Annotated in this window: 18 protein-coding genes; 7 read left to right on the forward strand and 11 right to left on the reverse strand. The window is 47.8% G+C overall.

The window, feature by feature from the left end:
- Positions 1-17: 17 nt before the first annotated feature.
- The 4 genes from ABD846_RS04135 to ABD846_RS04150 are packed head-to-tail and all read right to left on the reverse strand — an operon-like array spanning position 18 to position 4982.
- The gene (locus ABD846_RS04135) at positions 18-1259 is read right to left on the reverse strand and encodes a DUF1015 domain-containing protein (RefSeq protein ID WP_344822949.1); all 1242 of its coding nucleotides are present in this window, start codon (positions 1257-1259) and stop codon (positions 18-20) included.
- A gap of 11 nt (positions 1260-1270) precedes the next feature.
- Positions 1271-2350: a 3-phosphoserine/phosphohydroxythreonine transaminase gene (serC, locus tag ABD846_RS04140; protein ID WP_344822951.1), complete on the reverse strand. Its 1080-nt coding sequence runs from the start codon at positions 2348-2350 to the stop codon at positions 1271-1273.
- Positions 2350-2922, reverse strand: coding sequence for a DUF502 domain-containing protein (locus ABD846_RS04145; protein WP_344822953.1), 573 nt, complete (start codon positions 2920-2922; stop codon positions 2350-2352). The genes serC and ABD846_RS04145 overlap by 1 nt, the downstream gene beginning before the upstream one ends.
- 41 nt (positions 2923-2963) lie before the next feature.
- Positions 2964-4982, reverse strand: coding sequence for a TonB-dependent receptor plug domain-containing protein (locus ABD846_RS04150; RefSeq protein ID WP_344822955.1), 2019 nt, complete (start codon positions 4980-4982; stop codon positions 2964-2966).
- 107 nt (positions 4983-5089) lie between these two features.
- On the opposite strand from ABD846_RS04150, the gene ABD846_RS04155 reads away from it, so the two are divergent.
- The gene (locus tag ABD846_RS04155) at positions 5090-5743 is read left to right on the forward strand and encodes a metal-dependent transcriptional regulator (RefSeq protein WP_344822957.1); all 654 of its coding nucleotides are present in this window, start codon (positions 5090-5092) and stop codon (positions 5741-5743) included.
- Here ABD846_RS04155 and ABD846_RS04160 read toward each other — a convergent pair whose 3' ends face one another.
- A complete protein-coding gene (locus tag ABD846_RS04160; protein ID WP_344822959.1) occupies positions 5744-8737 on the reverse strand; it encodes a serine hydrolase domain-containing protein in 2994 nt (997 codons plus the stop codon).
- Between the two features lie 72 nt (positions 8738-8809).
- Between ABD846_RS04160 and ABD846_RS04165 the strand changes: the two genes are divergently transcribed.
- Positions 8810-9700 (forward strand): TIGR01777 family oxidoreductase, encoded by an 891-nt coding sequence (locus tag ABD846_RS04165; RefSeq protein ID WP_344822961.1) that lies wholly within the window; start codon positions 8810-8812, stop codon positions 9698-9700.
- Between the two features lie 4 nt (positions 9701-9704).
- On the opposite strand, the gene ABD846_RS04170 is transcribed toward ABD846_RS04165, so the two are convergent.
- From ABD846_RS04170 to ABD846_RS04185, 4 genes are all read right to left on the reverse strand, one after another.
- On the reverse strand, positions 9705-10337 hold the full coding sequence (locus ABD846_RS04170; RefSeq protein WP_344822963.1) for a response regulator: 633 nt from the start codon (positions 10335-10337) through the stop codon (positions 9705-9707).
- 7 nt (positions 10338-10344) lie between these two features.
- Entirely contained in the window at positions 10345-13323 is a 2979-nt protein-coding gene (locus ABD846_RS04175) for a sensor histidine kinase (protein ID WP_344822965.1), read from the reverse strand.
- Between the two features lie 35 nt (positions 13324-13358).
- Positions 13359-14633, reverse strand: a complete 1275-nt coding sequence (locus ABD846_RS04180; RefSeq protein ID WP_344822967.1) for an aminotransferase class V-fold PLP-dependent enzyme — start codon at positions 14631-14633, stop codon at positions 13359-13361.
- Positions 14634-14718: 85 nt separating this feature from the next.
- Complete coding sequence (locus tag ABD846_RS04185; protein ID WP_344822969.1) at positions 14719-16944, reverse strand: TonB-dependent receptor; 2226 nt, start codon at positions 16942-16944, stop codon at positions 14719-14721.
- Positions 16945-17208: 264 nt separating this feature from the next.
- Here ABD846_RS04185 and ABD846_RS04190 point away from each other — a divergent pair, with 264 nt between their 5' ends.
- Complete coding sequence (locus tag ABD846_RS04190; RefSeq protein ID WP_344822971.1) at positions 17209-19140, forward strand: T9SS-dependent choice-of-anchor J family protein; 1932 nt, start codon at positions 17209-17211, stop codon at positions 19138-19140.
- A 103-nt stretch (positions 19141-19243) separates the two neighbouring features.
- The gene (locus ABD846_RS04195) at positions 19244-20260 is read left to right on the forward strand and encodes a fumarylacetoacetate hydrolase family protein (protein WP_344822973.1); all 1017 of its coding nucleotides are present in this window, start codon (positions 19244-19246) and stop codon (positions 20258-20260) included.
- Between the two features lie 35 nt (positions 20261-20295).
- On the opposite strand, the gene miaA is transcribed toward ABD846_RS04195, so the two are convergent.
- Together miaA and ABD846_RS04205 are read right to left on the reverse strand one after the other, a co-directional pair.
- Positions 20296-21210, reverse strand: coding sequence for a tRNA (adenosine(37)-N6)-dimethylallyltransferase MiaA (gene miaA, locus ABD846_RS04200; protein ID WP_344822975.1), 915 nt, complete (start codon positions 21208-21210; stop codon positions 20296-20298).
- A 3-nt stretch (positions 21211-21213) separates the two neighbouring features.
- Positions 21214-22467, reverse strand: a complete 1254-nt coding sequence (locus ABD846_RS04205) for a metallophosphoesterase (RefSeq protein ID WP_344822977.1) — start codon at positions 22465-22467, stop codon at positions 21214-21216.
- Positions 22468-22612: 145 nt separating this feature from the next.
- On the opposite strand from ABD846_RS04205, the gene ABD846_RS04210 reads away from it, so the two are divergent.
- From ABD846_RS04210 to ABD846_RS04220, 3 genes are all read left to right on the forward strand, one after another.
- Positions 22613-23050 carry a hypothetical protein gene (locus tag ABD846_RS04210; protein ID WP_344822979.1) on the forward strand — a complete coding sequence of 146 codons (438 nt, stop codon included), beginning with the start codon at positions 22613-22615 and terminating at the stop codon, positions 23048-23050.
- A 24-nt stretch (positions 23051-23074) separates the two neighbouring features.
- Positions 23075-23557 carry a hypothetical protein gene (locus ABD846_RS04215; protein ID WP_344822982.1) on the forward strand — a complete coding sequence of 161 codons (483 nt, stop codon included), beginning with the start codon at positions 23075-23077 and terminating at the stop codon, positions 23555-23557.
- An 85-nt stretch (positions 23558-23642) separates the two neighbouring features.
- Positions 23643-24269, forward strand: a complete 627-nt coding sequence (locus ABD846_RS04220) for an MgtC/SapB family protein (protein WP_344822984.1) — start codon at positions 23643-23645, stop codon at positions 24267-24269.
- Positions 24270-24275 lie beyond the last annotated feature (6 nt).

A 24275-nucleotide genomic window follows, 5' to 3' on the forward strand; every position in this document is an offset into this window, starting at 1 on the left:
GTAAGGAGGCTCTTTTATTATATCGGGTAAACGACGAGTCCGTCGCGTGTCTTAGGTTCAAACCAGGTACTTTTGGGTGGCATCACATTTCCGCTGTCGGCAATTGCAAACAGTTGCTGTATGCTCACAGGGTAGCAGGCAAATGCCACCGCCATGTCACCGCTGTCCACACGCTGCTGCAGCTCAGATAAACCGCGAATGCCGCCCACGAAGTCGATACGCTTATCAGTACGCGGATCATGGATACCCAGCAATGCAGAAAGCACATTGTTCTGTAAAATGCTTACATCCAGTATGCCGATAGGGTCCGTGGTAAAAGAGCCTTCTTTTGCAGTAAGCTTATACCAGCTGCCGTTCAGGTACATACCGAACTCATGCGCTTTCACCGGTTTGTAAGGTGTCGCACCAACGGGCTGTATTTCGAAGTTCTGTGCCAACGCCTGCTTAAAGCTATCGGGAGTCATGCCGTTAAGGTCTTTTGCCACACGGTTATAGTCGAGGATGGCCAGCTGACTTGCCGGGAAAATGCAGGTAAGGAAATAGGCAAACGATTCTTCGCCGGTAATCGACAATTCGCTGTCGCACATATCTTCATACACACGGGCAGCAGACGCCGCGCGATGATGACCGTCTGCAATGTAAGTACAGGGCACTTCCTCACGGAACAGGCGTGTAACGGTAGCCACTTTTGAATAGTCGTCCATTACCCAGAAAATATGGTGCACGCCGTCTTCTGCCACAAAATCATAGGCAGGGGCGTGGTCTTTTTTCCATTGTGCAATAATCTGCTCCACATCCTGCTGATCATTGTACGCCAGGAATACGATGCCCGTCTGCGCATGCGTCGTTTTAATGTGGTTGATACGGTCCAGTTCTTTCTCCGGGCGGGTGAATTCGTGTTTTTTGATGATGCCGTTTTTGTAATCCTCAATGGAGGAGCCGCATACCAGGCCGGTTTGCGAGCGACCATTCATTACCAGTTCATAAATGTAATAGCAGGGCTCATTGTCCTGAAACAAAATACCGTCTGCCATCAGTTGATCCAGATTTTCTTTCGCTTTCTGATAAACGGGTGTCGAGTGTACATCCGTGCCATCCGGCAGATCTATTTCGGCACGGGTAACGTGGTAGAAATTAATGGGATTTTTCCCTTTTTCCCTGGCTTCCTTTACGTTCACAACATCATAGGGGAGCGCAGCGACAGCGGCTGCAAATTCAGGTTTCGGTCTTAATCCTTCAAATGGGGTAATGTTCGCCATGTGCGTATTCGTTATGTTCTTGTTTTGTCAAATTCTGTTATTGCGTTCGCCAGGTATTGTACCTGATCCAGACGTATCGCATTGTATAAGGATGCCCTGAAGCCTCCGACTCTTCTGTGACCCTCTATACCTTCGATACCTTTGTAGTCACAGAACAATTTAAAGTTATTTTCCGTTTCCGGATCAATTCCCCGGAATACCACATTCATATTGCTCCGGGAATTTTTTTCCGCAATAAGCTCAAAGGAAACGCTTTTTTCTAAGGTGTCATAGAGCAGCCCTGCTTTTTGAAGATTTTCTTCTTCAATGGCCGCGATGCCTCTGTCCGAAATGTAACGCAGCATCAGCAATGCACTGTACACTGCGAATACAGGCGCAGTATTGAGCACCGAATGCGCCGCAACATGATCCCTGTAGCTGAGGTACGGGTTCAGTGGCCTTACAACCTTCGTAAGGAGCGACTTTTTCAGGACCACCAGCGTGACCCCCGCAATTCCGATATTTTTCTGCGCTACTGCATAGAACAGATCGAACAGTCCGTAATCGCGCCTTTCTGAAAAAATATCACTGCTCATATCCGCAAATAGCGGTACTGGGCTATTGAAGAATTGTTTCCACTGTGTGCCGTAAATGGTATTGTTCGTCGTAAGGTGGATATAAGATAAATTTTCCGGGAACCGCTCCGGTATTTCCGGAAGCTTTTTATAGGCACAATCTTTTGACGAAGCCAGATTGATTGTGTTTCCCCAGAGCGTTGCATTTTCCATGGCATCTGACGACCAGAATCCGCTATCGACATAGCCGGCTGCGCCCGCCTCCGGAAGGAAGTTCATCGGGATCATTGCAAACTGCAGCCGTCCGCCACCCTGCAACCAGAGCACCTCATATGTTGCGGCATCCAGATTGCAGAGCTGCAATACACGTTCGTTTGCTTCTTTCAGGATGGCATCGAATAATTTTCCGCGATGAGGGATTTCGAGAACCGATAAGCCTGAACCATCATAGTTACGGATGGATAAAGCCAGCTGTTCCGTCACGCTTACAGGTAAAGCAGCCGGGCCTGCTCCGAAATTGATTTTTACTGCGCTCATCACTTTTTATCTTCAGAAAAAGTAATCCCACCGCTTACGGCAAATTTCATTGCCTCGGCGGCATCCATTTTGGTTACGGGTTTGATGTTTGTCCGCTGGGTCATAATCACCCAGCCGGAAATAGCGTATGCATGAGGCATATACACGGCCACCATATCTTCGAGCCCCAGATTGCTCATGCTTTTTTGCGTAAGGAATCCGATCCGCCAGATCTCCGGGTCGTTGCCCACTTTCACCCACACCGGTTTATTGAATTTACGTTTGTCTCCTACAAACGAACCCATTACTTCCCGTACGGAAGAATAAATGTGCTTCACTCCCGGTGTATGTTCCAGCAGATGATTAAATCCGTCTATAAGCTTTGCAAAGAAAAAGCGGGTTCCCAGGTAGCCCACCAGTGTTACTGCACTGATAACAATCAGAAATCCCATGCCTCTGGGCATCTTAAAGGGCAGTAATGTATCTACATGGTCAAACACCAGGTAAATGACATAGGCAGTTACTGCCACAGGTCCGATCACAACAAGTCCTTGCAGAAATGAACGTAAGAGAAGTTTGATGAAGCGGCGCATCGGACAGGATGTAATAAAAAATGGTTTGCCAAAGGTAAGCACTACAATGTATATCGTAAGCCGAAAAATCCTCTTATTCCCTGCATGGAGGCGTATGAATAGGAAGGGTCAAAGGTATAACCGTTGGGATTCGTTACCGGATCAGATGCTGTCTTGTCAAACGGATCGAATGGCCTTAGTATCGGGTTTTTCGGTACGGTATTCAGCAGGTTTTTTACCCCTCCGTACACCGTAAACCTGTCACTGGCCTTATAACTGAGCTGGAAATTGGCGGTGCACATCCAGGGTGAGTATTCAGGACGGAAATCATTGGGAACTACAGGTAAACGCATACTTCCTTCCCATTTCGCGGTCAGATCTGCTATGATTTTCTTTTTAAAGCGGTACGTGAGCATAAGATTTCCCGACCAGGTGGGAGCAAATAATTGTCTTCGGGTTAATAATATTCCGTTTTCTTCCTCCCGGATAAGTACGTCCATATAGGTAATGCCCGCCGTTACGGAAAGTGGAGCGCCCACCGGAGTGTAATCGGCATTCAGTGTAACTCCCCGTGAAAGTGCATTCCCCGACAAATTCTTATAAATGATCTTTTGCGGATCTGTATCAAAGTCGCCCACGATCTTATTGTAGAAATAGCTGTAGAACGGACTTACATCGATTGAGCCGGTCCCGTAATTTCCTGCAAACCGGAACAGATAATCGCAGGTTGAACTCCAGGATCTTTCCGGGCGTAACTGTTCTGCGATCACTACATCCCGCGCTCCGCTCAATGCTGCATGATCTTCCGTGAATACATTTACAACGCGGTATCCGTTACCGGCAGCCAAACGGAATGTATGCGCGTAACCGTTCGAATATTTCAGCGCGACCCTGGGGGTGTGTATCCATTTATGCACCGGATCATAATCTGCCCTGTAACCCAGGGAAAGCGTAACACCGGAGCATACGCTCCATTCGTCCTGCAGGAAGGCCCCGCTAAGTGATCTTTTTGAAGGTTGATTCCGGCTGCTGTCTGCGGAACGGGTAGCAGGCGTGTTATCATCGTACCAGGTATAGCGTATAGACGATCCCAGCAGCAGGTGATGCACGCTTACCTGCTTCTCCCAGATCGTCTGTCCGAAAAATACCTGTTGCCGTGCCACGAATGCCGTGGTGCCGTACATGCTGTTCTGGTCGTGCCAATTGTAAGACAACTGGCTTTTTATTTTTTCTTTCAGCGGCCACTCATATTGAGCGATACTTTCCCAGCGCTTTGTGGTGATTTGTTCGGCATATGCGGTTTCAGTGCCACGCATATAAGGCTTCCAGAAAGTCTGCCCGCCCCACCGGTCTTCCTGCAGGCAACGCAATGCAATTTCTGCCACCTTGTTTTGTTTGCGTGCAAAAGACCATTTGTTGAACAGGGAAACCCGGTTTTGTAAAGGCATATCGGTAAATCCATCCCGGTTGTGATCTGTTGGTGTCTGAAAGCGATAATAGTTAGCGGATAGCAGCGACTGAATTTTTTTGCCGATCCGGAAACGGGTGGCGATGTCCGTATTGGATTCGAGCCAGCTGGTGCCATACATATCGATACTTAATCGCGGAGCAGCGCTTACTTTCTTTGTGATGATGTTGATGAGCCCTCCCATTGCTTCCGGACTGTATTGCGCTCCTGCAGGCCCTTTTATGATTTCCACACGCTCGATAATGCTGTTCGGAATGCCGCTGAAACCATACACTGTGGAGAGGCTGCTGACGATAGGCATACCGTCGATCAGCACCATCGTATAAGGCCCTTCCATGCCGTTAATATGTATATCGCCGGTGTTGCATACACTGCAATTCAACTGCGGCCGTACACCATTCAGCAGCGCAACGGCCTCCAGCAGGTTAGCCGTAGGATTTTTCCGGAAAAATTCGGTGGAGATAATTTCTGTAGGAATTACCTGTTCTCCCCGGCCAACGGCGCGGTTAGCCCCCCGGATCACCACTTCAGAAAGTCTTCCTGCAGTATCTGTTTCCTGTGCCTGCACCGTAAACCAGACCTGGAAAGCCAGTAAAACCATCATTTTTTTCATTACTCTAATTGTTTAATTAACTATGCAAAAGTATAATGTTAGACTAAACTAACAAATTTTTTCCGCATGTGGTTATCCTATCCCGGTGCAATGATTAATTTTGACGCATGGTATCGCTGACCGAAGAGAACTATCTGAAAGCTTTGCTGAGTCTTTCAGCAGATAAAGGAGAAGTGGGCATCAATGAGTTGAGCCGGCACCTGGGTATAAAAATGCCCACGGCCAACAGCATGATGAAAAAGCTATCGGAAAAAAATCTTGTTCATTACGTCAGCTACAAGCCCTTGCGGCTCACGGAGAAAGGCCGCAGAGAAGCGGCGCTTATTGTCCGTAAGCACCGGCTCACCGAAATGTTCCTTGTGGAGAAAATGGGTTTCGGGTGGGAGCAGGTACATGAGATTGCCGAACAGGTCGAGCATATTCACTCGAACGATTTTTTTGAAAAAATGGATGAATTGCTCGGCTTTCCCAAATTCGACCCGCACGGATCTCCCATTCCGGATAAGAACGGCAAAATGGAATGGGTATCTTATGAGGCGCTTGCGGCTTGTGAGAAAGGTGCAACGGTAAAGCTGGCCGCAGTGCTCAATGCCGGTGACGATTTTCTGAAATATCTGAACAGCCGTGAACTGAAACTGGGTGTAAAGCTGAAGATCCTTTCCATAGAGCCATTCGATAAAAGCATGGTCGTCGCTTACGGAAAAAGACCCCAGGAGGTGCTCAGTGCGCTCGTTTGCGAACGCCTGCTGGTATCGCGCTGATTATCTGAGCTCAGTCATGTCGGTCTGATAAATATCCGGTCTGTTTTTGTTTTCCGGAATACCTAGCCCCTCATAAATATAGTCCTGCACCACCGTGCGCACGCTCAGGCGGTTGATTCCGTTATTCTCCGCGTTGGGATTCACCCTGTTGCTCAGAAATACGAATACGATTCCGTTTGCGGGGTCAGCCCAGGCGCAGGTTCCCGTAAATCCCTGGTGACCGAATGTGCTGCCACTGCAGCGGTTTCCGCAGGGGCCGCCGTCATTCCGTTCATTGCTGGGCTTGTCGAAACCGAGTCCGCGCCGGCTTGCGGTGGAATTATACCTGATGAATTTTTGCACAGTCGCTGCTTTAAAATATTCCTTACCACGGTAGGTGCCGTTATCCATCAGCATCTGAAAAACAGCGGCTACGTCTGCGGCGGTTGCGAATATACCCGCATGCCCCGCCACACCGCCGAACATGGCCGCTCCGGGGTCGTGTACGTACCCTCTTATAAGTTGATGCCGGAAGCTGAGGTCATTTTCAGTCGGGGCAATCTGCTCCAGAGGAAACTTACGCAAAGGATTATACCCGATATTTTTAAGCCCCATCGGATTATAAAATCTGGTCTGAACATAAGCATTCAGGCTTTTCTTAGACACGGCCTCCACTACTTTCTGAAGGAAGTAAAAATCCAGATCGCTGTAATTGTATTTGCCTATTATCTCCAACGGTTGTGTAAGAATGCGCTGCCAGATCGTGTCGCGGTAATCGTTGCGCAGGAAGAGACCCGCTGCTACAGGGATGTCGAAAGAGTCATCAGCCGCCGACCGGTACAAGTCCTGCTTCAGCATTCCTGTAGAGGCGTCTACCGTTTCCTTATAAAACGGAATCCAGCTTTTAAGGCCTGCCTGGTGCAATAGCAGATTCCGTATGCTCAGGTTTTCCTCATCCGTTCCTTTCACCCATGGCAGAAAATCTTTAAGACGCTGATCCAATCCTATCTTTCCTTCTTCGTAAAGCTTCATCACGGCGAGTGTAGTGCTCAGTATTTTTGTAAGGCTCGCAACATCATAAATAGTGTTTGCTGTTACAGCTTCCGTTTTCTGATAATCCAGGTAGCCGTACGACTGATCAAAAATGACCTTACCGTTTTGCAATGCCATTACACGGGCTCCGGGGAACACTCTTTCATTCACGCAACGGTTCATAAAGGAATTGATCTTCTGCAACGCATTGTTATCCGGTGTGCCCGACGATCTCGGTTGGTCCGTTTTATTCAGCCGGTAGGGGAACACATTTTCGCCGGAATTGATAATGCCTTTCGGCATGCCCAGGCAGGGTGTGACGGGTAATCTTCCTGCGGGCGGGATATTCCGGGATAATACTTCAGCTGCGGCGAGTTCGGTTGTGGTATCCGATTCATACATCACCAGCATGGATTGCATATTGCAGAAAAGTTTAAGTGCGTACGCGTTGCCGAGCAACACAAAAATTGTTTTCGGGTGTCGTTGTATTTTGGAAATAAAGTTGAGCGATACTGCATCGATTCCGTAATTTTTAGCCGGATAAAGCGATACATTATGTAATGCAACAATATTCACATCGAAGGCATCGAGTGAGTTTTGTGCACCGAGGAAGTCGGCGGTTGTGCTGCCCGAACCCAGCATGCGACTGGCCATTCCCGGAAAACTTTTATTCAGCTGGCGTTCCAGCACGGTGCCGTTCGCGCTTCCGTTCAGTCCGATATATTGTACCTTACAACCTGATTTTTCAAGCGCATTCAGCATACGGTTATTATCCTGTACGAGGGTTACTGCGGCTTCAGCTGATTCTGTTTTCAGTGTGAGCGTATATTGGTTCAGATCCGCGGTAAGGTTAGCCGTATTTACAGGTTTCCATTTGTTTAGTCCGTAGACATACTTGGCCAGCAATATTTTCTTTACGCGTTTCTCCAGTTCCTGCGTACTGATCTTTCCCGCATCCAGTGCCTGGCGTAGCTTTGCAATTGATACGGGAACATTCTGGGAAAAAAGCAGTACGTCGTTTCCCGCCTGGAATGCTTTCAATTCAAGGTCCCCGGGCTGGAAGTACTTTGCAACACCGTCCATATTAAGCGCGTCTGTGAAGGTCAGTCCACGGAATCTAAGGTCGTTTTTCAGCAGGTTGGTGATTGTATTGTAAGAAAGAGTAGTGGGCAATTTCGGAGTTGCTTCCAGAGACGGAACATTCAGATGGGCGACCATAACGCTGTGAACACCACCGCTGATCAGTTGCCGGAATGGATAGAGCTCTGTCTCCTCCAGCTGGTCTTTTGTCTGCCGGATCACCGGAAGGTCTTTATGCGAATCCACATCTGTATTGCCATGTCCCGGGAAATGCTTCAGGCAGGCCATTACACCGTTTTCCTGCAAGCCTTTCATGTAAGCCATTGCCATGCGGGTTACCTCTGTTTTATCTTCCCCGAAAGAGCGGCTGTTGATAACGGGATTCTCCGGATTATTGTTAATGTCAACTACCGGGGCAAAGTTTACCTGTGCGCCTATTCTCTTAAATTGATATGCGATGGCCATTGCGATCTGGTACATAAGGGAAGTGTCGCGTGAGGCGCCAAGCATCATTTGTCGGGGGAAGGAAATCACACTGTCGAGCCGCATACCCAGTCCCCATTCCGCATCCATGGCCAGCAACAGCGGTACCTGCGCCCGGCTTTGGTATTTATTGGTGAGTAATGCCTGTCTTACAGGACCTCCCTGCATGAAAATAAGTCCGCCAATCTGATGCCTGTCAATCAACTGCGTTATGGCTTCTTCGTTAAAATTTTTGCCGCCGCTGTATGCAGCAACCATAAACAATTGGCCGATACGTTCGTCCGGTGTAAGTTTGTTATAAATGCTATCGACCCACTTTTGTGCAGATGCAGCAGGAAACAGAAAGGGGTTTTTCTGAGCATTGGTGTTCAGGCAAACACAGCAAAACAGGACAAAGGAAAGGAGCAGTTTTCGGGGCATTTTCAAAAATACTAATCTTAGATTTCTTTCAAACCTTATTCAAAACGCATTTTGCTTATTTAGATTGTCATTATGAAAGGAAAGGTCGTTATCGCAGGAGGTACCGGTTTTATTGGCAGGTATCTGGCAGATCGCTTCAAGCGGGACGCATACACAGTGGTCATTGTTGGCAGAAGTGGGCGAGAAGTTGTTCCGTTTCAGGATAAGGAAGCCCTCATGCACGCAGTTGACGGGGCTGAGATGGTCATCAACCTTGCCGGTAAGCCCATCACTTCCCGTTTCACGGAACAAAATAAAAAGGAGCTTATAGATTCACGGATTGAAACTACCCAAGCGGTCGGTGACGCGATCAGCAGTTGCAGCAATAAGCCCCGGGTATGGTTCAATGCGAGTGGCGCGCACATATACGGTACCGGTGACGACGTTGCGCATACTGAAGAAAGTCCGGAAGATCATTGTTTCTTCCTGGCGCATATGGCTGCAGAGTGGGAGCGTGCTTTTTTTAACTACGCTTACACAGGAGTGCGGCAGATCGCACTACGTATCTCAATCGTGCTGGGAGAAAACGGCGGTGTGCTGGAACCCTTTGTGCAACTTACAAAATGGTGCCTGGGTGGTACGCAGGGTTCCGGTGAGCAATGGTTCAGCTGGATCCATATAGACGATTTCTACCGTTCCCTTATTTTTCTGAACGAAAGGGCTGGCTTTTCCGGTCCGGTAAATTTGTGCAGCCCGCACCCGGTCCGCAATAAAGAGCTGATGAGAACGCTGCGTCAGGTATTGCATCGGCCTATCGGATTGCCCGCGCCTGCTTTTGCAATCAGAATCGGTACTTCAGTAATGGGAATAGAGTCGGACCTGATTCTTAAAAGCCTGTATGTGCATCCTGCCCGGCTGCAACAGGAAGGTTTCCGGTTTGCATATCCGGACATCCGGTCTGCGCTCCTGGAGATACTAAGCTGATGTGTCAGATAAACTTCTGCTCTTTAGCGGTTTTCAGCGCGTCTTCCTTGGAGTGCACATCAAGTTTCTGGTAAATATTTTTGATGTGTGACTTTACTGTTTCCAGATCAATGAACAGTTCTTCGGCGATCTTTTTACGGCTTTTTCCCACCGATATCAGTTCGAGGATTTCCGTTTCACGTTTGGTGAGCGGGGAAGCTTCGCTGCGTTGGAAACTGCTGATGACCATGCGGGCGATATTTGCGCTCATAGGGCCTCCGCCTTCCATCACTTCCTGTATCGCGGAGATAATTTTATCAGGACTCGAATTTTTGGTGAGATAGCCGGAAGCACCGGTGCCCAGTGCCCGGAATATATGATGCGGTTGTTCGTATACGGTAAGCATAAGGATATAAGCGTCCGGCAGCACTTTCTTAAGTCTGGGCAATCCGTCCAGACCCGAAGTTCCCGGCAGCTCAATATCCAGCAGGATCACATCCGGGTTGTCGGTTCCCAGTTTTTTCAAAGCGTCGTCTACACTCGGATATGCGCTCACCACCTGCAGGTTTGCGGCATTGTTCAGCAGGAATTCATAACCTTCCCGGATGGTGCTGTCGTCTTCAATGATAGAGACACGTATCTTTTTATCCTGGCTCATAGATGTGCTATTTTTCTTTCATGATTAAAACGATCTGAGTACCTGTGGCAGCGCTCAGAATCTCAAATGTTGCGTCCATGCGCGATGCACGGGCCTGCATGTTTTTCAGTCCGTTCCCCTGATATTTCTCGTTAGCTGCAAATCCCGTCCCGTTGTCCACCAGCCTTACCTGAATCAGGTTTTCCGGTAACCTGCTCACCTGCAGCATAACCTTATTCGCATTTGCGTATTTGAGGCAATTGTTCAGTGCTTCTTTCCAGATCATAATAAAATTCCTGCTTTTGTCCAGCGGCATTTTGTATTCACGGAAGCTTTCCTCATTTCCGAAAAGACTGAATGCAATTCCTGTTTCGGAAAACAATTCGATCGCGAGATCACGAATGTGATTCAGTATTTCATACAGGTTGTCATTGGAAGTCTGCAGCGACCAGAGTATGTCTCTCGTGCCGGCGTATAACTGCAGGGAGTTGTCCTGTATCTGCTGCAGAATCCGTTGCGCATCGGTATTTTCCGCAGGTAGCTTTGTTTTCAGAACATTAGCCAGCAGGTTGATGCGGGTGAGCCTGTTTCCTACTTCATCGTGAAAATCTTCTGCGGTACGCTCGCGGACCTTGTTCTGTTCTTCCCTTCTGAAAGCTTCTTCTCTTGCCTGTCTTTTCTGTCGCCTGCGGTGTGCCGCATATTGCAGGTACACCCCGCATAAAATTGCGAGGCCGATAATGGTAATGATAAACCAGATGCTTTTGTGAAAAGGGGTTTTGATCCGGAAGGAATAAATGAGCAGTACTTTCTGCAATACTCCATCTATTTTGCAGCTTACCCTGAGCGTGTAATTTCCCGGCTCCAGCGATGAAAAGTTGATGATATTCGCGTCAGTCCATTCCGATACCTGCGTATGTGAGCCGTCTTCCAGCGTATAGCGGTATTGTATGTTTTGGGTAGGGCTCAGGGTGATAGCCTGGAAAGCAAAGCTCAGGTTGTTGAAGCGGTAGGGGAGCTGCAGGTTTTTAGCGATACCGTACCAGCCTTCTTTTTCCGAATAATATGCCGGATCTATTTCTTTGCCTCCTAAGAGAGTTACCGACTGCAGCACAATGCTGAGGGCTTTAGGTTTTACCGGATTCGCATTGGGAGCATAGCAGGAAATTCCTTCTGTGGTGCCAAACCAGATCTTGCCGTAAGGGTCCAGGTAAGATGCGTTACTATTGCTTTCCAGCCCGATAATACCGTTTGCCTTCCGGAATACCTGTATGGTGAACTTATGGCCGGAAGATGCAATACGGCAGATGCCTGTGCCGGTACCAGCCCATATATTATTTTCCCTGTCTTTGGTAAGTGTGTAAATAAAGTCGGAGCTAAGTCCGTTTTTGGTGTTCAGCGCGGTGGTTTCCCGGGTATGGATGTTCAGCACTTCGATGCCTTTTTCCGCGGTACCCATGTACAGCAGTCCTTTATCAAACACCATACATTGAATATCGCTTTTGTCGAGGAAGTCCGGATGCTCGAAAGACGCGGGTCGGTAATCCACAAATAGCCTGATCCCTTTCGTAGTGGCTGCAAATATGCTGTCCTTCCCTGCGTGCGTGATACACTGTGGGGAGGCATCTGACATGTCGATGCGTGTTTCCGAATTATCTTTCACACAGAGTATTCCATGGTGGTATCCCGCGTACAGCACGCTGTCTTTGCCCACATGAAGACAGAAAATGCTTTCCGGATTTTCAGCAGATTTGCTTTTGTAACGGATGATATTTTTACCTTGTACCAGCAGCAATCCATCGTTTCGTGTTCCGATCCACAGACCTTTATTTTCCTGCCAGGCAATATTGAGAATAGAACCTACGGGTAGGCCCGGAATATCCACTGTCTTCATCGAGCCGTTCTGCGGCTCGTACCGGACGATGCGGCCCATGTATTCGGAAAAGTACAGCGTTCCGTCCTTACTGCCCGTAATGCCCGTCACTTGTTTATTGGGAAGCCCGTTTGCCTCATCAAGGCTCACAAAGGGTCCGCCTGAATACCGGAATACTCCCGCACCGTCTGTGCCCATCCATATATTACCTTCCCTGTCGCGGAGCAGGCAATAGACGATGTTGTCCGTAAGACCATTGCGTTGACGGATATGGTTTGCAGTGGAGTCGGTTATCTGAAGTGCACCGCTGCCACCGGAGAACCATATGTTGCCGCTGTTGTCTTCGGCAATGGACAGCGAAATGTTATCTGCGACCGTGCCGTTTTTTGTACGGAAAAGCACAAGGTTCTTTCCTTCCCTGCGTGTAATACCTTTTGTAGTGGCGCACCAGATACGGGAACGACTGTCGGCGAATATTCGTATGACAAATGCACCGTCAATTCCGGAAATACTTTCTTCCACCTGGCCGGGCTTCTTACCGTTGTGTATGCTGATCGTTCCTGTAGTGTCGGCCGTGTACAGGCGACCGTTATGGAAAAACAGGGTGGTGCAGCTGCCCAGCTCTTTCGATAGAACAGCGGTGTCTTTCCCCTCCTGAAGCTTATAGACTGACAGGTCACTTTTAAGCAGGTAGAGCTGCTTCCTGTCATCTTCAACAATCTGTGCAATGTTGCTGATTATCTTTCCATCGGTTGTTTTAACTGTAAAGAACCGTGTTCCGTCGAAATATTGCATTCCTTCACCGGTACAGAGGTACAGCATACCCGATTGCGAAAAGAAAATGCTCAGAATAGAGTTGGACAGCAAGCCGTCACTTACCGTGTAGTTCTTTATTTTCTGACCATCGTATCTGGACAGACCTCCGTAGGTGCCGATCCAGAGATTGCCGCGTTGATCCTGTGTGAGACATGTGGCCTGCGATTGTGCCAATCCGTCCTCCACCTTCAGGTTGAAGAAAGACAATCGCTGGGCTGCCGCATAAAACTGAAGCAAAAGCAGTAAGGCAAGCGACAAAAGATTTTTCACGCTCAGATGCATAGTGTTACGTGAAGATACAAACGAGCGTGTACGCATACACCTGCGCATCACGAAATCCCCCGCATTTTCCCCTACGATCGGGCGTGTACGTATTGGTCCAGCATGAGCAGGAATTGGTCGATTTCCTCAAAACTGTTGTAGATATGACAGGATACGCGCAGGCAGCAGATATTGTTTTCCGGGACAAAGCGCGTGACTATTTTACGCTCGCGGCAGTAATTGTTGAAATGCTGCAGGTCTATATTCCGCAGCCGGAAAGCTATCTGTGCGCCACGCGAAGCAGATTCTTCAGGTGTCAGCATATCCATGTCCGGACCCAGCAGCAGTAGCTGTTCCTGCAGGTATTTTGCCAGCGACTTTATGCGCTGTTCTATACGTTCTTTGCCTATAGCTTCCTGGAACTGAATTGCCGATATCAGTCCTTTGTACAGCGACATATTCTGAGAGCCATAATAAAACCGGTGTCCGTCTGAAGCATATCCGTTGAGCAAAGGCGGGGCACTGAGCAGATCCCACCCCGCATCTACCCCTGCGCCTCCGTAATAGGCCTGTACATGGTCGCGGCTTTTCTCATTGACATAAAGGAAGCCGGTTCCTTTGGGTCCCAGCAGCCATTTATGACCACAGCTGGCGTAGGCATCGCAATCCAGTTGTTCGATATTCACCGGTAACATTCCCGGAGGATGTGCTCCGTCGATCAGCGTGAAAATATTTCTTTCCCGTGCGAACCGGCATATTTCTTTTATAGGAAGTATCTGCCCGTTTGTGCAGGGGATATGCGGAATGCTCAGCACTTTGGTTTTCCGTGTTACTTCGTTCCTGATATTCCCGATCATTTCCTCCGCTGTACGACCCAGTTTCACCACAACAAGCTTTATACCGCTCAGCCTTGCTCTGTTCAGCCAGGGACTGGCACTTCCGGCATGTTCATTGTCTGTGATGATTACTTCGTCGCCGGCTTTCAGATCAAGCCCCCAGCAAACGATATTGATGCCTTCCGTGACATTATGTGTCAGTGTTATTTCGGATTCGCGGCAGTGTACGAAGCGCGCCAGCGCAGTACATAATTCCTGTTCTCCCGATCCGTGGAAAGCACTTTCTTCCACGTAAAGCATATGCTGTTCCACAGTCCGCAATACGGTATAGGGAGATGGTCCCAGAGTGCCGTTGTTCAAATACACCAGTTCGCGCTTCAGCGGAAACTGAGCTCTTATATCACGCCAGTATTGTTCACTGTCATTTTGTTCAGGTAGTGGGGCAGGATTATTTGCTTTCGATAGGTCGGGTAAAGCCATCGCTCCCGCTGCCATCAGGGTTTGCTTCAGAAAAATTCGGCGATTGCTCATTGCTTAAAAGTAATATTTCCGACGAGCAAAAAAAAGCCCGGCAGCATCCTGTAGACACTGCCGGGCTCCTTCTTCTTTCAGAGCATTAAAAATCAAGCCCTAAGCCAGCCAGGAAATTTGTTCCTGCCTGAGGAAAATAATAATTGGAAATATAAGTGGAACCTCCGCTGATATACGCATACGTATAACCATTGTTCTGGTATTTCCTGTTCAGCAGGTTGTAGATACCTGCGCGTATATGGAGCTTTGCATGTCCCAGATCCAGGTGGTAGTTGATTCTCAGATCCAGTAAACTGTAACCGTCAATGCTCCGGTTTTTATCTGAAGTGTTATCGAGATACTGGCGGCTTACGGTTTTGTTCCACAGGCCCAGGTCCAGGTTACGCAGCGAAGCATACCTGAAATGCCGGAAAGGAATTACCGTTATACCTGCCGCGCTGATAAAGGATGGAGAGAAGGCGATATCTGTCTGAGTATGATGAATCACATCCTGGCTGCCGTTGTCGTAATTGTCGACATATTCATCGAAAGCCTTGATTTTATTGGAAGCAAGTGTGGCATTGGCATCTATCTGTATCCATGTTGCAGGGCGCACTGCACCAGACAGTTCAATACCTGTTCGGTAGCTTTTACCCACATTCACGCGGGTGTAAGCACCCACATCATTTATCTGTCCGTTAAGTACCAGCTGATTTTTGTAGTTCATCAGGTAGTAGTTTGCAAGGAAAGACCATTTGTTTCTTTTTATCTCGTAGCCGGCTTCGACATTCAGCAGTCTTTCGGGTTTGGGAAGCTGCGCGGGAGACGCTTCAAAATCGTCACGGTTAGGCTCTTTGCTTGCTAACGCAGCTGATGCATACAGGCGTTGCAGTTTCCGGTTTTTATTTTCCAGAAGATAGCTCGCTCCGAACTTCGGATTAAAGAACAGGTAATTTACAGAAGGGTGAAGCGCATCGTTTTTACGGAAGCCGTTCATAAAATAAGTTACGCCGCGCACCTGCATATCTCCGTATAACGTAAGCCCTTTCACCGGCGTGAACTCGGCTTTCAGGTATTGGTTATAGTCGTTTTTCATGGCATCGTTGCGATACCACTGATAGTCGGAAGGTACGCCCGCCTGTGCCCATTTCACATAACCGTAATGCAAACCCGTGTATTGAGAGACCGCTCCGCCAAAATTGACTTTCCAGCGGCCTTTTGCATACTGCAGACCATAGAGGCCTCCATAAAAATAATTATCCAGCCACAGCTGCCGTATCAGGTCTGTGCTCGTGATCGTATCGCCGGCAGGCGTTGTAAAGTTGGGTAGGCCATAGTCTGAATAACTCTGGCCGAGTTTATACTCTTCGTAATATCCTTTGCCGCGTGTGAGAAATAAGCCTACGGTACCGCTCCAGGATTTTCCGAAATTATGATCCAGGAATGCCTGATAGTAAGTCTGCATATAGTTATCGGTCTGGTTATTATAGAACGATCCGTCGGATTTCATACCCAGTTCATTATATCGCCTGTTCACAGACAGTGAATCCTGCGATACACCGTTCCATGCCTGACCGGTTTTCTCTTTACCGCTGAGCACCTGGAAACGGAATTTCGTTTCCGGATTAATTTGCCATCCGGCAATAAACTGGCCGGATTTCAGGTCGCTTGCCGACCGTTGCACGTAGCCGTCCGAACTGAGCCTGGATAAGCGAACATCGAACTGCCATCCGCTGGATAACAGACCCGTGCCTGCTTTAAGCGTGTATTTCTGAGTATTGAAACTGCCCGCGCTTGCGTTCAGGGAAGCGTACGCGGTATCACTCTGCGCCATATTGCTGATGCTCATCGTGGCGCCGAATGCCGCTCCGCCATTAGTGGAAGAGCCGACACCACGCTGCAACTGGATGCTGGACGTAGTGGACGCAAGATCGGGTAAGTTTACAAAGAAGGTCCCCTGGGATTCGGCGTCGTTGACAGGTACGCCGTTCAGTGTTACGTTGATCCGTGTTCCGTCTGTACCGCGTACACGCAAGCCGGTATAGCCCACGCCGGCGCCGGCGTCCGAACTCGAAACAGCAGATTGGGTCATCTGAAGCATCACAGGCAGATCCTGCCCCAGATTTTGTTTTTCAAGATCTTCCCTGCTGATATCCGTTTTGCTGAAGGGGCTTATTGCAGAAACGCGGATGTTTTTGACTTCCACCTCCTGAAGCTGGTGGGGGATTTTGGGGGTGATTTTCTCCGAATCGCTTTCCTGAGCAAGCACAGTTAATGAGCTGATTCCTGTCAGCGTCAGAGTAAAGAAAAAGGGATGTAAGCGTGGCCTCATTGTATATTTGTTTTTAAAATACATATTTATGAGGCGCCCAAAATAGCGTACAGACGGCTATCTTAATTCCTAAACAGCATTACCTGTTCCAGGTTCAGCGGGTATAATCTCAGCCATAGTGGGCACCCCGTGTTGCTGCGTCAGGCAGTCAACGCTGCAAAAGTACGTTAGTCCGGCCGTTTAAAAAAAATTAACGGAAAAACAGTCATCATATCATTTTTATATTAAAAGTCGCTAAATTGCCATTCTAAAAAATCTCAAAAGATGAAAAAATTATTACTCGCTCCTGCGCTGTTGCTGGCTATGCACTCGGCTAACGCGCAACTTGCTCTGGAGGGCTTTAACGCAGCTACGCTTCCTTCAGGATGGATGCTGTTCGGTGACGGTTCTACAGTGTCAACTTCTATTACTCCAACGTATATTCAGGCAAAATTGAATGCCAGTGCCTGGGCCCTTTTCACAAAGGCAACAGGTGATTCAGCGCTTATTTCCACTTCTTATTATACAGGTACTGCCACTGCAGATCGTTGGGTAGCGACACCTGCATTCATGGTGCCTTCAACTACACCTGTTCTTAAGTTCGACATGGGAGATCTTTCTTCAAGCGGAACTTCCCCTGTTCAAATTCTCGTATCCAATACCGGTGGCGGTACAAAAGCCGACTTCACCACAAGTCTGGGTACAATCTACAATACAGCCGGCTTTACCAGCTATAGCGTAGACTTAAGTTCTTTTGCCGGTCAGAATATCAAAGTAGCATTCCGCAATATCGGTAAAGCGCAGGGTTTCCCGGGTTTGGACAACGTTCAGACTGCAACAGCTACAAGCGCTCCTGACCTGGTTCTGGAAAGCATTACTCCAACATTGGGTAGCGCTGCTGCCTATGCCGCGACAGGTTCACCTATTGCTGTGAGTGGTGTTATCACCAATAATGATATTAAGGCAGTGTCCTCTTTTAATGTTTGTTATCAGCTGGGTACAGGTGCAGTAGTGCGCGAACCCAAAACGCTGACGACTCCTTTCTGGGGAACTTACAGCTTTACATTCACTACACCGGTTACAGCTCCCGCAGCAAATACAGACTTAAAGATCTGGATTGAACTGACAGGAGACATGAATCATACCAATGACACGTTGAAAACCAAAGTTGCCGGTTACACAACAAAAACTGCTAAAAAAGTCTTCATGGAAGAAGCTACCGGTACATGGTGCGGCTGGTGCCCAAGAGGATTGGTTTATATGGACTCTATCTACCACAAATACCCAAGCGGTGTTGCAATAGCTGCTGTTCATAATGCAGATCCAATGACTGTGAGCGCTTACGATTCTTACATCAGTTCAATGGTCAGCGGTTATCCTAATATGATTGTTGATCGTATGTATTCTGATGATCCGAGCGGTGCTTTTGATTATTACAGTATGTTGAGTGGCAATTACGGTCTGGCCGACATTACAGTAACGCCAACAATCACTGGCGGTAATACGCTCACCGTTAAAGCGGATGTTAAACCAACTGCTCAAACTAACAACGATTATAAACTGGCTTTGGTGCTTACTGAAGACCGCGTTTCCGGAACTACTTCAGGTTATGCTCAAACTAACTACTATTCCGGTGTTACGTTGCCAGCCTATAAAATGACTAATACAGAGTATAACTTTAATACGCTGCCTAGTCCTGTTCCTGCCGCTACAATGAAATTCGATTTCGTTGCCCGCGGTATTTATCCGACTACAACAGGAGCTGCAGGAAGTCTTCCTACTGCAATGACCGCAGGAACTTCTTATTCTTACACGTTCTCTGCAGTAACATTGTCTTCAACCTGGAATAAAGCAAAAATGAAAGCAATCGTTCTTCTGATGAACTCTGCTGACAACACAGTTATCAATGCTCAGGTTGTTCCTATCGTTTCTGCTTCAGTTTCTGAGCAAACTGCAGGAGTTAACAGCATCAACATTTTCCCGAACCCTGCAGCTGACGTAATCAATGCAGAATTCACTTTGGAAAACAAATCCAACGTGAGCATGGAAATTATCGACCTGATGGGTAAAGTTGTTAAGACTATCCCTGCTCAGTCTCTGAATGCCGGAACATATCAGGTGCCTACTTCTGTAAGCGATCTGGCTAATGGCGTATATGTTTTGAAAATTATGACTGAAAACGGAAACGCTACACAGCGCTTCTCTGTAACTAAATAATTGTAAAAACTGCAATCGGAAAGCCGTCCCAATTAGGGGCGGCTTTTTTGTTTAATCCCGCTGTTTATAATTTACCTTTGCGCACAAAACAGATCGATCCGATATGAAATTAGTTACGTATAAATATTCCGGAAAACAGCAATTGGCCCTGCTTATTGATGATCATCTCTATAATACCAATAAGCTGGATGCTTCTTTGCCGGATAATATGAAGGAAATGCTCCGGGAATGGGAAAAGCATTCGGCTGTACTGAAGCCAATCGATAAGCAGATCAAAATGCAGTCTCTAACAGTTACTCCGGATGCTCAATTCAGCAAGTCGGATATTATGGCTCCTGTTCCGGAACCCACTTCCTGCAGGGATGGATATGCGTTTCGCCAGCACGTGGCTGCAGCGCGCCGTAACAGAAAGGTGGATATGATCGCCGAGTTTGATCATTACCCTATTTTCTACTTCACTAATCACAACGCTATTCAGGGACCCGGCGATATACCATGCATGCCCGACCATTTTCAAAAACTTGATTTTGAACTGGAGGTGGCTGTAGTCATCGGAAAGAAAGGACGCAACTTCACTGCTGCAGAAGCGGATCAATACATCGCAGGCTACATGATCATGAACGACATGAGCGCGCGTACCCTCCAAATGGAGGAAATGCTGTTAAACCTGGGACCTGCCAAAGGAAAAGATTTCTCTACGGTCATAGGCCCGATGATGGTGACACCGGACGAACTTGAACCCTATAAAGTGCCTACCAAACCGAAACATACCGGGAGCTCTTACTTCCTTGCCATGACCTGTAAGGTAAACGGAGAATTGGTGAGCGAAGGCAATATGGCGGATATGGATTGGACATTTGCCGAGATCATTGAACGTTGTGCCTACGGTGCTGATGTACTGCCCGGTGACGTGATCGGAAGCGGTACTGTCGGTACTGGTTGTTTCCTTGAGCTCAATGGTACCGGACTGCTCAACAATCCGGACTATAAGGTGCAATGGCTGCAACCGGGTGATGTTGTTACACTGGAAATAGACGGACTCGGTGTACTGACAAACACGATTGTCGCAGAGCAGACCAGCTGGAGCATCCTCGGAGAAAAAAAGAAATTTATCGGATAAATCAGATGATTAAAGTAACAATGGCGGGATAGTAACTATTCCGCCATTTGTTTTTCTGCAAGATGGATAATCTCATTAAGCGTGTACGGACTGCGCGCATCTTTCCAGAGAAACCTGGAATCTTTTTTAAACCAGGTTAATTGACGTTTCGCATAATTACGACTATGCTGCCTGATTTTTTCAATCGCCTCGGACAGGCTGAGCTTTCCATCGAAATAATCAAACAGTTCTGCGTAACCGACCGTATTCAGATTTTTAAGGCCCCTGAGCGGTACAAGTGCACGTACTTCAGCTTCCAGTCCGGCATCCATCATCTGATCCACACGCAGATTAATGCGCTGATACAAAATGGCTCTGGGCATTTCGAGGCCTATTTTCAAAATGTTGAAAGGACGCTCTTTTTTCACTCCCGTGCGAAAACGGGTAATGCTCTCACCTGTTGCGCGTATGAAAGATAAGGCTCTCATAAGCCGGGCAGGGTTGTTCATTTCTTCCGAGTGATATTCCGGATCTTCGGTGCGAATTGCCTGTTGCAATCCGGCAATGCCTTCGGTTTTGTAGAGCATATCCACCGCCTGGACAAAATGGTCCGGCACTTCCGGCATCTCATCCAGCCCGTCGCAAACCGCTTTGATATAAAGACCGGTTCCCCCGCAAAGAACAACAACTTTATGGTTGGCAAAAAGTTTTGACAACAGGTCTGTGGCGAAACGCTCGAAATCCGCTGCTGTTAATGGTTCTGCCGGGTTTGCGCAATCGATAAAATGGTGTGGTACGGCAGCCCGTTCTCCGGCATCCGGCTGTGCCGTTCCGATAACCATGCCCTGATAGCACTGTCTGCTGTCTGCTGAAATGACCTCTGTATGAAAATGCGATGCAAGCTCTATTGCCAGCCTGGTTTTTCCCACGCCTGTAGGTCCTGCAATAACAATCAGCAATGGCTTAGGCATGTGCTAGGCTTTATTTAATTCGAGCAGCGTAATTTCCGGTAAGATGCCGAAACGTCCCTGGTAACCGAGGAAACCGAAGCCGCGGTTTACATAGATATACTGTTTGCCCTCCTGGTACAGGCCAGCCCATTGCTTGTAGATGTATTGCACCGGGCTCCATTTCATCCACGGAAGTTCTATGCCGAATTGCATGCCATGGGTATGGCCGCTGAGCGTAAGATCCACTTCAGGGTATTCAGGCCGCACCTGTGCCGACCAATGGGACGGATCGTGTGACAGCAGGATCTGGAATGGTATATGCTGCTCCGGAAGTCCCGCATAAGCGTCTTTCATACTTCCGTATTTCGGGAAATGCGCTTTGGCGCCCCAGTTCTCGATTCCTATCAGCGCAATCTTATCGGCCCCGCGCTCAAATACCACATGCTCATTCATCATCAGCTTCCAACCCATCCGGGCGTGGATCTGTTTTAATGCATCCAGGTTTGCCTTTTTTTCTTCAAGACTGGGCCATTGCACATAATCCCCGTAGTCATGGTTCCCGAGAATGGAATATACGCCCATAGGGGCCTTCAGTCGCGCAAAGATCTGCTGGTAAACGCCCACTTCGGTGGCACGGTCATTTACGAGATCTCCCGTAAAGAAAATAATATCCGGCTTCAGGGCAAGTATCTGATCCACCCCTTTGCTTACTGCTTCAGGATTGTCGAAGCTGCCGCTATGAATATCGGAGATCTGCACAATGCGCAGGCCGGAAAACGACTGAGGCAGATTGGGAAACCTCAGGCGTACCTTCTTCACCTGGTAGCGGTACCTGTTACTGATGCCGTGCAGGAAACCGACGATCATTGCACCACCCAGGGCAAGCGCCATGCGTGAAAGGAATACGGACCGCGAAATGCCTTCTGAAGCAGCAGATCCCGCAGCGGATGCGGGTGCTTTAAACCGCGCAATGATCAGCAATATCAGCCTTCTTACATCGTCACCCAACATGATGATGAGTATAATGGCTTTACTGATCAACAGACCGATCGCCAGGGCAATGTAAACGGCTTTTACCATATTGGGCAGTTGCAATACACCTGAACGCAACAGGAAGAAGCCCGACCAGCATAAGATATCAATAACAAGATACAGGGCAAGCAGCGAATTGCGCAATACTGCCGGTGCGGTACGCAAAGCAGATTTGATCACTACAAAACTATAGTACTCAGCAAACCCTATAAGCGCCAGTACGAGGATAACACGTAAGGTGTTCATGAAAACACGGAATAAGGGTGCAAAGGTAGAGGCCAGGCGTTTGCAAAGTGGGTTTTATGTTATAAGTTTTCTTAAAAATATTGAGCGGGAGGCATAGAATTTCTCCCCTGAATGATTAGATTTGTGGGAATATATGTATGTTTTTATGAAGAGAATTCTCCATTTTGCTGCAATGGCAGGGGTTTTGTTTCTGGCCTCGTGTGCAAAAAACGATAAAGGTTTGAATGCAAATCAGTGGTCGATTTCCGGTAAGACGATCCAGGCAGATAAGGTGGATATTTCTTATACCGGTAATTATATTTCCGGTGTGAATGGCGACGGGTCTTCGCTCACCGCCTCTTTTAAAGCATTACCTACGGCAAGCGCCGATTACAATGTAAATACGGAAGCAACCGGCAGCTCCGATGTAGCAGTTCGTGTGATCCTGAGCGGCAGCCTTGTTTATAATGGGATTCCACAGGCCAATAAAGTATCTGTACGTGTTACAGGCGGCACCTATACCATGATCATGAACGATATTAAACTGGTGAATGCCGGTAACGCGAAAGATACCGTCATTGTTTCCTGCAATCTGGTGCAATAAGTATTAACTTCCTAAACTGAACTAATGAAAAAATTACTGCTGCCTTTTTTAGCTGTTGTATTATTCTGGGCTGCGTCCTGCAATAAGGATATTAAAGATCCGGTTGTCACACCTGCAGATAATTCCTGGATCGTCAACAATACCACATTCACTTCTGCGGGTACCGCTTTTTACGACACGGCCATCACTCTTGTGGGGATCTCTCCCAAGCCGAATCTCGGAATACTGAAAATTCATTTTTTCCGTAAACCTACAGAAAGCGGAAGCTACGTTTTCCGCCAGGTGGCAGATGAGCCGAATGAGGTGAGTATCGAAATTGTTGACAGTGTGAATAAAGTAATCTACCACAGTCAGGACAACGATGGGAAAGCCCTTAAAACAGAGCAGTTCGCTACCGTGGATGTGAGCGGAAGTAAAGTGAATGTTTCATTCATCGACGCGTTCCTCAAACAGGATGGCACGGAAGACTGGGCAAAGATCTCAGTGGTGGCCAAACAATCAAATTAAGTAAACGCTATACAGACAGCTCCGTAATACGGGGCTGTTTTTTTATGCGAACGCGTACCTTTACGACACCACTCCGGGAAAATATATGAATGAAGAACTATTCCGTTTATTGCTGGCACTGATAGCCGGTATCCTGCTCGGTATAGAGCGGGAATACCAGAACAAGTTTGCCGGTATCAGAACAATAACGCTCATATCTGTCGGTTCGGCCCTGTTTACCATGCTGTCCATTCATATCGGCGCACCCGAAAACCCTGACAGGATTGCTTCCAATATACTTACCGGTATCGGCTTTATCGGCGCGGGCGTCATTTTCAAGAACGATATCAATCTCAACGGGCTTACAACAGCCGCAACGATCTGGGTAGCTGCTGCGATGGGAATGGCAATGGGAAGCGGTCATTTTGTACTTGGCTTCGCCACGCTCGCTATTGCGCTCACTGCTCTTATATTTTTGAAACTGATCCAGAACAAGCTGAACAGTCTGCACCAGGTAAGGGTCTATAAATTTTCTTTTCAGGTGGATAAGCTTCAGTTATCGGAGCTGGAAGCCGAATTCCGCGACCATGGCATCTCCTTCCGTAAACTCAAGGAGTTTCGCTCGGTAAATAATTCAATCTGTGTGTATGAATTATCAGGAAGGGTAGCCATTCTCGAAAAATTGAACGAGAAATTAATGAGTCAGAATCTTATCGATTCTTTTAACTATTAATAAAGC

Origin of the sequence: Rurimicrobium arvi, assembly GCF_039540495.1 — a bacterium.
In the GTDB taxonomy this organism is placed as follows: Bacteria; Bacteroidota; Bacteroidia; order Chitinophagales; family Chitinophagaceae; genus Rurimicrobium; species Rurimicrobium arvi.

What these genes read in the sequence shown, in the direction of transcription:
- ABD846_RS04135 (WP_344822949.1), bottom strand. Translation starts at nt 1,259, where the DNA reads ATGGCGAACATTACCCCATTTGAAGGATTAAGACCGAAACCTGAATTT.
- serC (WP_344822951.1), bottom strand. Translation starts at nt 2,350, where the DNA reads ATGAGCGCAGTAAAAATCAATTTCGGAGCAGGCCCGGCTGCTTTACCT.
- ABD846_RS04145 (WP_344822953.1), bottom strand. Translation starts at nt 2,922, where the DNA reads ATGCGCCGCTTCATCAAACTTCTCTTACGTTCATTTCTGCAAGGACTT.
- ABD846_RS04150 (WP_344822955.1), bottom strand. Translation starts at nt 4,982, where the DNA reads ATGAAAAAAATGATGGTTTTACTGGCTTTCCAGGTCTGGTTTACGGTG.
- ABD846_RS04155 (WP_344822957.1), top strand. Translation starts at nt 5,090, where the DNA reads ATGGTATCGCTGACCGAAGAGAACTATCTGAAAGCTTTGCTGAGTCTT.
- ABD846_RS04160 (WP_344822959.1), bottom strand. Translation starts at nt 8,737, where the DNA reads ATGCCCCGAAAACTGCTCCTTTCCTTTGTCCTGTTTTGCTGTGTTTGC.
- ABD846_RS04165 (WP_344822961.1), top strand. Translation starts at nt 8,810, where the DNA reads ATGAAAGGAAAGGTCGTTATCGCAGGAGGTACCGGTTTTATTGGCAGG.
- ABD846_RS04170 (WP_344822963.1), bottom strand. Translation starts at nt 10,337, where the DNA reads ATGAGCCAGGATAAAAAGATACGTGTCTCTATCATTGAAGACGACAGC.
- ABD846_RS04175 (WP_344822965.1), bottom strand. Translation starts at nt 13,323, where the DNA reads ATGCGTACACGCTCGTTTGTATCTTCACGTAACACTATGCATCTGAGC.
- ABD846_RS04180 (WP_344822967.1), bottom strand. Translation starts at nt 14,633, where the DNA reads ATGAGCAATCGCCGAATTTTTCTGAAGCAAACCCTGATGGCAGCGGGA.
- ABD846_RS04185 (WP_344822969.1), bottom strand. Translation starts at nt 16,944, where the DNA reads ATGAGGCCACGCTTACATCCCTTTTTCTTTACTCTGACGCTGACAGGA.
- ABD846_RS04190 (WP_344822971.1), top strand. Translation starts at nt 17,209, where the DNA reads ATGAAAAAATTATTACTCGCTCCTGCGCTGTTGCTGGCTATGCACTCG.
- ABD846_RS04195 (WP_344822973.1), top strand. Translation starts at nt 19,244, where the DNA reads ATGAAATTAGTTACGTATAAATATTCCGGAAAACAGCAATTGGCCCTG.
- miaA (WP_344822975.1), bottom strand. Translation starts at nt 21,210, where the DNA reads ATGCCTAAGCCATTGCTGATTGTTATTGCAGGACCTACAGGCGTGGGA.
- ABD846_RS04205 (WP_344822977.1), bottom strand. Translation starts at nt 22,467, where the DNA reads ATGAACACCTTACGTGTTATCCTCGTACTGGCGCTTATAGGGTTTGCT.
- ABD846_RS04210 (WP_344822979.1), top strand. Translation starts at nt 22,613, where the DNA reads ATGAAGAGAATTCTCCATTTTGCTGCAATGGCAGGGGTTTTGTTTCTG.
- ABD846_RS04215 (WP_344822982.1), top strand. Translation starts at nt 23,075, where the DNA reads ATGAAAAAATTACTGCTGCCTTTTTTAGCTGTTGTATTATTCTGGGCT.
- ABD846_RS04220 (WP_344822984.1), top strand. Translation starts at nt 23,643, where the DNA reads ATGAATGAAGAACTATTCCGTTTATTGCTGGCACTGATAGCCGGTATC.